Below are 9061 nucleotides of genomic sequence, written 5' to 3' on the forward strand. Positions count from 1 at the left end.
TCCGTTTATTCGCAATCTTGATTATAGGTGCGTTTCAAAACAGTCACGCTGCGATAAGCCTGCAAGAAAACATGACATATTTTGGCTTTAGGTTGAAGTGATGGATTACTGTATCGGGTATCCAGTTCCAAACTCCAACTTCCAGATTTAAGTTCAGGCAAGTGAAATCTAACATCATGATCATATGCATTAAATATCATCAACAGATGTTCTTCATTATGCTTAGCACATCCTTTCAACTCTACTGCAAAAGCATGGTTGTTGGGATCTTGCCAGTCGCTAACTAATTTATTTTCACCATCAGGTCGATACCATTTCACTTCATCAACATTGTGATGGAGATTATAAGTGTCATTTTCAAGGGATAATTCAGTGAGAATCACACTACTTTTTCGTAATTCAATAACACGTTTACAGAAAGCTAAAAAGTCTTGCTGAGACTCGTTCAAATTCCAATTATACCAATTAACTTCGTTATCCTGACAATACGCATTGTTATTACCCATTTGAGTTCGACTAAGCTCGTCCCCTCCTAACACGTGAGGAATACCTTGTGACAACAATAGCGTTGCGAACAAGTTGCGTTTTTGCTTTTCACGCAGCGTATTTATGTTTGGATCTTTAGTTGGGCCTTCTACACCATAGTTTGCAGATAGATTATGCCCATGCCCATCGCGATTATTTTCTAAATTAGCTTCATTGTGTCGATTCGAATAAGTCACCACATCATGTAAAGTAAAACCATCATGATAAGTAACATTGTTGACCGAAGAATGAATAGACCGTTTTCCTTTTGGAAAGATATCGCGAGAGCCTAACAAACGCGTTGCAAAATCCCCTACTAACCCGCTATCACCACGCCAAAATCCTTTTACTGTATCGCGGAATTTGTCATTACACTCATGCCAATTGGATGGAAATTGTCCTAAGCGGTATCCACCATGTCCGATATCCCAAGGCTCTGCAATTAATTTAATGTCAGCTAAAACTGGGTCTTGTCGTAAGGTTCTGAAAAAACCCGATAAAGAAGAGAATTCATAGGGATCTCTGCCTAAGCCTGCGGCGAGATCAAATCGGAAACCGTCCACGCCCATATTGGTAACCCAATATCGCAGCGCATCCATTACCATTTTCATGACATACGGAAATGCGGTATTAACACTGTTACCACAACCTGAATTATTTACGTATTTTTCGTAATCAATGACACCAAGTTCATTCAATTCGAATAGGTAAAAAGAAGTATTATCCAATCCTTTGAACGATAATATTTGTCCATCTGCTCCCCCTTCAGCAGTGTGGTTAAACACCACATCTAAAATCACTTCTAAGCCTGCTTCGTGGTATTTTTTGACTAGGGTTTTAAACTCAAGGATTGGATCATCAACGGCGTAACGCATTTCCGGACAAAAATAATTTATCGGATTATATCCCCAATAATTGGTTAAACCTTTTTCGGTTATATAAGGTTCAGGCATAAAGGCCATGACCGGCAGAAATTGTACGCTCGTCACTCCCAGATCTTTTAAATGCTTGATAATCGCTGGATGACAGGCCCCTAAATATGTCCCTTGAATATTTTCTGGTACGTCTGGATGTAATTTGGTTAATCCTTTGACATGTGCTTCATAAAGGATTGTTTGACTTGCTGGAATATGTGGCCTGTTATGGTTTTGTAATAAAGGAGGGTTGTTGTATTCAACTACAACACACTTGGGCATCATTAATGCGCTATCCCCTTTATACTTTTTTCTATCCCAGTGCAGTGCCCTGTTTAACTGTTTGGCATATGGATCGAGTAGCAGTTTTTCTGGGTTAAAGTGATTGCCATTGCTAGGTTTATAAACGCCCTGAGTACGATACGCGTACAACTGTCCTGCTTTAATCCCTTGCACATGACAGTGCCATACTTGCCCAGTTTTTGCTATTAACTCAACGCATTCCAACGCTTCTTCAGTGTCTTTCTTAAATAAACACAGGAGCACTTTTAACGCTTTGGGACTATGAACAGCAAAGTTACAACCTGTTTCAGTAAGGGTTGCACCTAACGGATAGCAAGTGCCTTCCGTAACTAACAATTTATGCGGGTTTAAATCAGCCAATTTTTTACTCTGTTATTAGTAACATCAAGGTCGCCAAGGGAGGCATATTTATTCGAATTGAATGGGGTTGATTGTTCCATTCTAGCGCTTCAGATTTCACTTTCTTAGCTACTTTGTAGCCACTTCCCCAATATTTTTTATCATCGGAATTTAGCAACAGCGTATAAGTCCCCTCTTTTGGGACACCAACTCGGAACTCATCTCTAGGAACCGGCGTAAAGTTACTTATCGCAACAACACACTGCTTCCCGTCTTTTGATTTACGTAAAAGAGACAACATAGATTGTTCAGCATTACCGTGATCGATCCACGAAAAACCTGCAGGATCATGATCACATTCGTACATTGCGGGTGTTGTGCGATAAACACTATTTAAATCTCGATATAAAGATTGAATACCAATATGTTTATCGAAATCAAGCAAATGCCACTGCAAACTTGCATCATGGTTCCATTCTGAACTTTGGCCAATTTCATTGCCCATAAAGTTTAGTTTTTTGCCTGGGTGTGCATACATAAAGCCAGCGTAACAACGCAGATTTGCTGCTTGCTGCCATTCATCACCCGGCATTTTGCGCAATAATGCGCCTTTGCCATGCACCACTTCATCATGGGAAATAGGCAATACAAAACTCTCTGAAAATGAATAAACCATGCTAAAAGTAATTTCACCATGGTGATAACGGCGATAAGATGGATCTTTACTGATGTAATGCAATGAATCGTGCATCCACCCCATATTCCATTTAAATCCGAAGCCCAACCCACCTTCAAAAACAGGTTTGGATACTTTTGGAAAAGAGGTCGACTCCTCAGCTATCGTCATAGCATGGGGGAATTTCTCATAAACCGCTTTATTCATCCATTGTAGGAAACTGATCGCTTCATAATTTTCATTACCACCATCAACATTGGGTATCCACTCCCCGTCCTTGCGCGAATAGTCCAGATACAACATCGACGCTACTGCATCTACACGCAAACCATCTATGTGAAAATGCTCAATCCAAAATAATGCGTTAGCAACTAAAAATTGGCGTACCGTATCTTTACCAAAGTCGTAAATACATGAATTCCAATCTGGGTGCCAACCTTTACGTGGATCTTCATATTCATATACATGAGTGCCATCAAATCGTGCTAAGCCGTGACCATCTTCAGGAAAATGTGCGGGAACCCAATCAATAATGACACCAATATCATTTTGGTGGCATTGATCTACGAAAAATTTGAATTCATTAGGATCACCGAAGCGACTCGTTGGCGAAAACATACCTACCGGTTGATATCCCCACGAGCCATCAAATGGAAATTCTGACACTGGCAATACTTCAATGTGGGTATACCCCATATCTTTTACATAGGGAATTAATTCATCCACTAAATCTCGATAACTAAGATAGGTCTTTTTAGGATCAGAAGGTCGCTTCCATGAGCCCAAATGCACCTCATAAATGCTCATTGCATTTCGATATTTATCTGATTTCGCCTTTTCAATCCATTTGGCGTCATTCCATTTATAATCATATTGATTAAATATTATCGACGCATGGGACGGATATTGTTCAGCACTAAAACCCACAGGATCCGCTTTATGAGGTAATTGATTGCCATGGGAATCCTTTATTTGATATTTATATCTTTGTCCCGCGGCCAACCCCGGAACGATCAATACCCAATAACCCATAGATGTTTTTTGCATCGGATGGCAACTACCATTCCAAAAATTAAAATCACCAATTATGGATACTGCTTTAGCATTAGGCGCAAATACTGCAAATCGTGTCACTTCAATATTCTTATCTAAGCCAACATCAAGAGACAACAATTGTGCTCCTAATTGTTGATACACATTTTCTGGTGCGTGATCAACGTAATGCACAGCGTGAAACGCTTGATCTTGAAATTGATAAGGATCAATCACTTCGTAATTAGTATCTTTAGTCTCAATCTTTAAGCCATAAACTAAATCTTCTTTTACTTTTTTGAACTGACCGCTAAATAAATCTGTTTTATTTTTACGTTTTAGTTTTCCAACGTTTTTACCAGAACCTATTTCAAACACACTGACATTTTTTGCTCCGGGTAGCCAAACATTAAACTCTGTTACACCGTCGTTCGTTTTTTTACCTAAATAATTAAATGGATCTGTACAGTTAGCGTGTTTTAATTGTTCTTCTATTAACATTGGTTCGCCTCTTGGGTTAACGTCAGCCCAACAATTCAGGGCTTCAACCATTTCAGTATAGTGAAATTAATAAATTAGCTCGCGTCTTCTCGTGCCTTAGTCAGATTTTTGGCTAAATTTACGATTTCCGGATCGGTAAATATATGTTCTAACTCTCTATTTAATTTACGTTTCCAATTAGGATACTCTTTAAATGTACCAGGTATGTTGACAGTTTTATCCATCAGTAACCAGTCTTCTAACTGCAAACTTAACAATGCACTAGAACCGGCAGCCATATGAGTTTGCATGCAATAATTCAACTCTTTGCTCATACCAAGTTGATCAACTTTATTATCTATCCAATCAGGGATGGAGTGGTGTCCATGTAAACTATTTAAGATCTCTTGTTTATTTTCATGTCGACTAGTATATAAAACGGATAAAATTTCATCTGTAGGATACAAACCTAATTCTTTGCCCAACTCAAGATCATGGCAATGCCAATAACCAGAAAGGGTTGGCATATCGTGAGTAGTCAAGGTTGACATAGACTGCACTGGATAATGAGCTGGTGAATAAAATCCACCATCTTTAGCCTGTTCAAAAAAGAATACTCGATATGAATATACGCCGTTGTCAGCAAGTTTACTGCGTATTTCTTCAGGTACAGTACCTAAATCTTCACCTATCACTAAACTTTGATGACGCTGACTTTCAAGCGCAAGTATGCCTAACAAATCATCAACAGGATAATAAACATAACCGCCATTTTTTGCGTTGTCACCTTTTGCAACCCACCACAGGCGTAATAACGCCATAACGTGATCAATTCGCAAAGCGCCAGCCGATTTCATATTTGAGTCGAACAAATCGATAATCGGTTGATATTGCTGCTGATACAGTTTATCGGGATTCATCGGAGGTAAACCCCAATTTTGTCCTAGAGGCCCAAGTACATCTGGTGGCGCTCCAACACTTGCATCAGTACAATATAGATCTTTATTACCCCATATTTCAGCACTACCTTCACTTACGCCTACAGCCAAGTCGCGATAAATGCCAATGGACATATTATTTTGGTTTGCAACTTGATTGGCAGCCTCTAATTGCAACGCAGACTGCCATTGTAAAAATAAATAAAATTTTACGCGCTTAGCATTGTTTTTTATAAATTTAGAGACAGCTGGAGACTGAAAATTCGCATATTCTTTTGGAAAAACAGGCCATCCCCAAGACGGTTTGCCTTGTGCAGCCAAATGTTCTTGCAGTGCATCATAAACTGCCAGCATTTGCAGACTGTCGCCGCCTTCTTGAACAAATTTTTTAAAGATTTTATTTTGTTTTGTATTTTTACTTAAATATTGATTATTTTGAACTTCAAATACGCTTTCTAACGCACGCAATTTCAAACGAGTAACAGCTTCGTAATCAACGTAATCGACATTTCTGACGTAATCTAAAACCGATTTAAACTCAGCTTGATTAACTAATTCCTGGACGCTTTCATGTTCGTAACCGTCAATGGCAGTGACATCTAAATAAATAAAGTTCAACCAACGCCTTGATGACGGGCCATAAGGACTACAGGCGTTAGGATTGGCTGGATATAAGGCGTGAATAGGATTAAGACCAATGAACTGTGCCCCATTTTTAGCGGAAGATTCTACTAATTGAGCTAAATCTGAAAAGTCGCCAACGCCCCAGTTTTTAGCGCTTCGTAAACAATAAAGTTGGACACTTAAACCCCACACTTTTTTACCATCTAAAACTGATTGAGGGTGGTAACAAGATGTTGGAGCCATAATCATGCGCATTGTGGCAATTTGATCGCCATCATCAGCTAATAATTTTAAATGATGGTATCCCAACGGCAATTCATGGTTAATATTGATTAGATATTCTTGAAACTCAATTTCATCAATAACCGTTGCATTGATTAAATCGCCGTCTATTGGCACAAACTTCTGTTCCAATGAACTACCGTTCTCGCAGTCAATGCTAATAATAAAATTATCATTAACTAACTCAATGGGTAATCGGACAGCAATAAATAATGCTTCATTTTCCCGATTGACTTGCACTGGGTTTAAGGGTGACATCCAAATTTGTTGGAATTCAGTTTCTACCTGAGCAGTTAATGCATCTTCGTTATCAACTTCGTATCCCATTACACTAAGCAGTTTACGTTTACTCTGCTCACTTACCGTTTCGGGTTTGCCCCATGCGTCAATGTAGTTCGATTCTACACCTTTAAGATCGACAAGCTTGTCTATAAGAGGAGAAGTCATGCTGCTTTATGTCCTTGTAAATATAGTGCTTTGACGAGTTTTAAGAAGGCTCTCGTCGTTGTTGGAACTGAAAATTCACTAAACAAGTGGTAAATGCTCCTTGATATATTCACAATTATTTCATTTACTTCTTATAAGTTAATTTACAGGCTCACCATCGTGCTAGATCGACAACTTTTCATTTAGCTTGTAAGACTATTCAATAGAACGTCGTTTCTCAAGTCTAACTGAACGTAGTAAACCAGCAAGGCGTTAATCGTTCAATAATCACGCTTTATCTGATGTGCCTTATATTATCATCCATAATGTTAATAAATCGTTATTGAATACGTTTGCAGTGATTATTTCGTAATAAAATAACATTTGTTAGGGTTTTTTTTGCCTTATAGGCGAGAATGATCCATAATTTTTGTAATTATCTTACAACCAAATGTGAAATTGAGGAACCTTCATGGCGATCAAAATTGGAATTAACGGCTTTGGCCGAATTGGACGATTTGTATTTAGAGCAGCTTGTGAGCGCTCAGATGTTGAAATAGTAGCAATTAACGACTTGTTAGAACCAGAATATATGGCGTATATGCTGCAATATGACTCTACTCATGGAAAGTTTAATGGCACCGTAGAAGTTGCTGATGGACAACTTATCGTGAATGGCAATACAGTTCGCGTAACTGCAGAACGTGATCCTGCTAATTTAGCTTGGGATGCGGTAGGTGTAGATGTGGTTGTTGAAGCAACCGGCTTATTTTTAACTGATGAAACAGCCCGTAAACATATTCAAGCTGGCGCGAAGAAAGTTGTACTTTCTGCACCGTCTAAAGATGCAACGCCGATGTTCGTTATGGGTGTAAATCATGATTCTTATGCTGGACAAGATATCGTTTCAAATGCGTCATGTACCACAAACTGTTTAGCTCCTTTGGCTAAAGTGTTAAACGATAAATTTGGCATCGTTGACGGTCTAATGACGACTGTTCACGCTACGACTGCTACGCAAAAAACAGTAGACGGACCTTCAGCTAAAGATTGGCGCGGTGGCCGTGGTGCAAGTCAAAATATTATTCCATCATCTACTGGTGCAGCCAAAGCTGTTGGAAAAGTCATTCCTGAATTGAACGGTAAACTAACGGGTATGGCGTTCAGAGTACCTGTAGCGGATGTGTCCGTGGTTGATTTAACTGTAAACCTAGCGAAGCCTGCAAGCTATGAAGAAATCTGTAAAGCAATGAAAGATGCTTCAGAAGGCGAGTTGGCTGGCATTTTGGGCTACACCGAAGATGCGGTTGTTTCACAAGATTTCATAGGTGATACACGTACTTCAATATTTGATGCTGAAGCAGGTATTGCACTTACTGATACCTTTGTTAAAGTGGTGTCTTGGTACGATAATGAGATCGGCTATTCAAACAAAGTTCTTGATTTGGTTGCTCACGTAAGTAAATAACCAACGGCTTTATATAACAGCACTAAGCGACCAAAATGGTCGCTTTTTTTATGTTTTACGTATAACAATATTATATTTACATTATTAGGGATTGGGTTATGAACTCGACAACAAGCATCTCAAAAAGCAAAAGAGGTCAAAACGATTTACTAGAAATAGAAAATGATTTCGCAAAAGCGACGATTTCGCTTTTTGGAGGACATATTCTTAGTTATATCCCTAAGACCGACGATATCGATCGATTGTGGCTGAGTGAAGCGGCAATCTTTGATGGCAAAACGGCAATTCGTGGAGGCATTCCGATTTGTTGGCCATGGTTTGGAAATGCACATAACCAAGACAGAGATGACCTACCATCCCATGGCTTCGTTAGAAATCAAATTTGGACGCTAGATTCATCTGAAGATAGTAGTACCGGCACACAGCTCGTGCTTAGCCCTCAGAGCACGGTTGGGCCTGGGTGGCAGTTTAAAACACGCTTGCAGCTTAAAGTGATGGTTGGCAAAACCCTGGTTGTTGAGCTAATTACGCGCAATTTAGATAAGCAAACGATTGACCTAAATTGTGCTTTACACAGTTATTTTAGAGTTGACGATATTGAACAGGTCACCCTGACTGGTTTAAGTGGGCAATATCTTGATAAAACCAAAGATTATGAAGCATTTGAAACCCCTGATGTTTACCGCATAAAAGATGAGACAGACCGGGTTCATTTGCACCCTGCTATATTGGTAGAGATTGATAATGGCTTGCATATTGGCGTTCGCTCAAGCGGACACGACAGTATCGTTGTATGGAATCCTTGGGAGCAAAATTGTTTAAGAATGAAAGATATGAACCAAGATAGCTATCAAACCATGATCTGTGTTGAATCGGCAATTACGCAAACTTTGAAGCTTGAAAGTAACCAAGAAGTAATATTAAAACAACAGATAATCTAACTAAGGAAAGATAAAGAAGGTGCTTTGTTTTAAATGGCGGAGTGGACGGGACTCGAACCCGCGACCCCCGGCGTGACAGGCCGGTATTCTAACCAACTGAACTACCACTCCGC

5 protein-coding genes and 1 tRNA gene are annotated in these 9061 nt (G+C 39.4%); 2 read left to right on the plus strand and 4 right to left on the minus strand.

Going from position 1 to position 9061, the window contains the following annotated elements; genetic code table 11:
• Positions 1–5: 5 nt before the first annotated feature.
• The 3 genes from glgX to malQ all read right to left on the minus strand — a co-directional run bounded on the left by glgX (position 6) and on the right by malQ (position 6560).
• Positions 6–2102: a glycogen debranching protein GlgX gene (gene glgX / locus GLIP_RS11235; protein WP_008844757.1), complete on the minus strand. Its 2097-nt coding sequence runs from the start codon at positions 2100–2102 to the stop codon at positions 6–8.
• Positions 2103–2106: 4 nt separating this feature from the next.
• Entirely contained in the window at positions 2107–4290 is a 2184-nt protein-coding gene (gene glgB / locus GLIP_RS11240; RefSeq protein WP_008844758.1) for a 1,4-alpha-glucan branching protein GlgB, read from the minus strand.
• Between the two features lie 74 nt (positions 4291–4364).
• The gene (gene malQ / locus GLIP_RS11245; protein WP_008844759.1) at positions 4365–6560 is read right to left on the minus strand and encodes a 4-alpha-glucanotransferase; all 2196 of its coding nucleotides are present in this window, start codon (positions 6558–6560) and stop codon (positions 4365–4367) included.
• A gap of 451 nt (positions 6561–7011) precedes the next feature.
• Between malQ and gap the strand changes: the two genes are divergently transcribed.
• Both gap and GLIP_RS11255 read left to right on the plus strand, forming a co-directional pair.
• Positions 7012–8007: a type I glyceraldehyde-3-phosphate dehydrogenase gene (gap, locus tag GLIP_RS11250; protein ID WP_008844760.1), complete on the plus strand. Its 996-nt coding sequence runs from the start codon at positions 7012–7014 to the stop codon at positions 8005–8007.
• 98 nt (positions 8008–8105) lie between these two features.
• Positions 8106–8948 (plus strand): D-hexose-6-phosphate mutarotase, encoded by an 843-nt coding sequence (locus GLIP_RS11255; RefSeq protein ID WP_008844761.1) that lies wholly within the window; start codon positions 8106–8108, stop codon positions 8946–8948.
• 34 nt (positions 8949–8982) lie between these two features.
• Here GLIP_RS11255 and GLIP_RS11260 read toward each other — a convergent pair.
• Positions 8983–9059: transfer RNA gene (locus tag GLIP_RS11260), tRNA-Asp, on the minus strand.
• Positions 9060–9061: the final 2 nt, after the last annotated feature.

Origin of the sequence: Aliiglaciecola lipolytica E3, assembly GCF_000314975.1 — a bacterium.
Taxonomy (GTDB): Bacteria; Pseudomonadota; Gammaproteobacteria; order Enterobacterales; family Alteromonadaceae; genus Aliiglaciecola; species Aliiglaciecola lipolytica.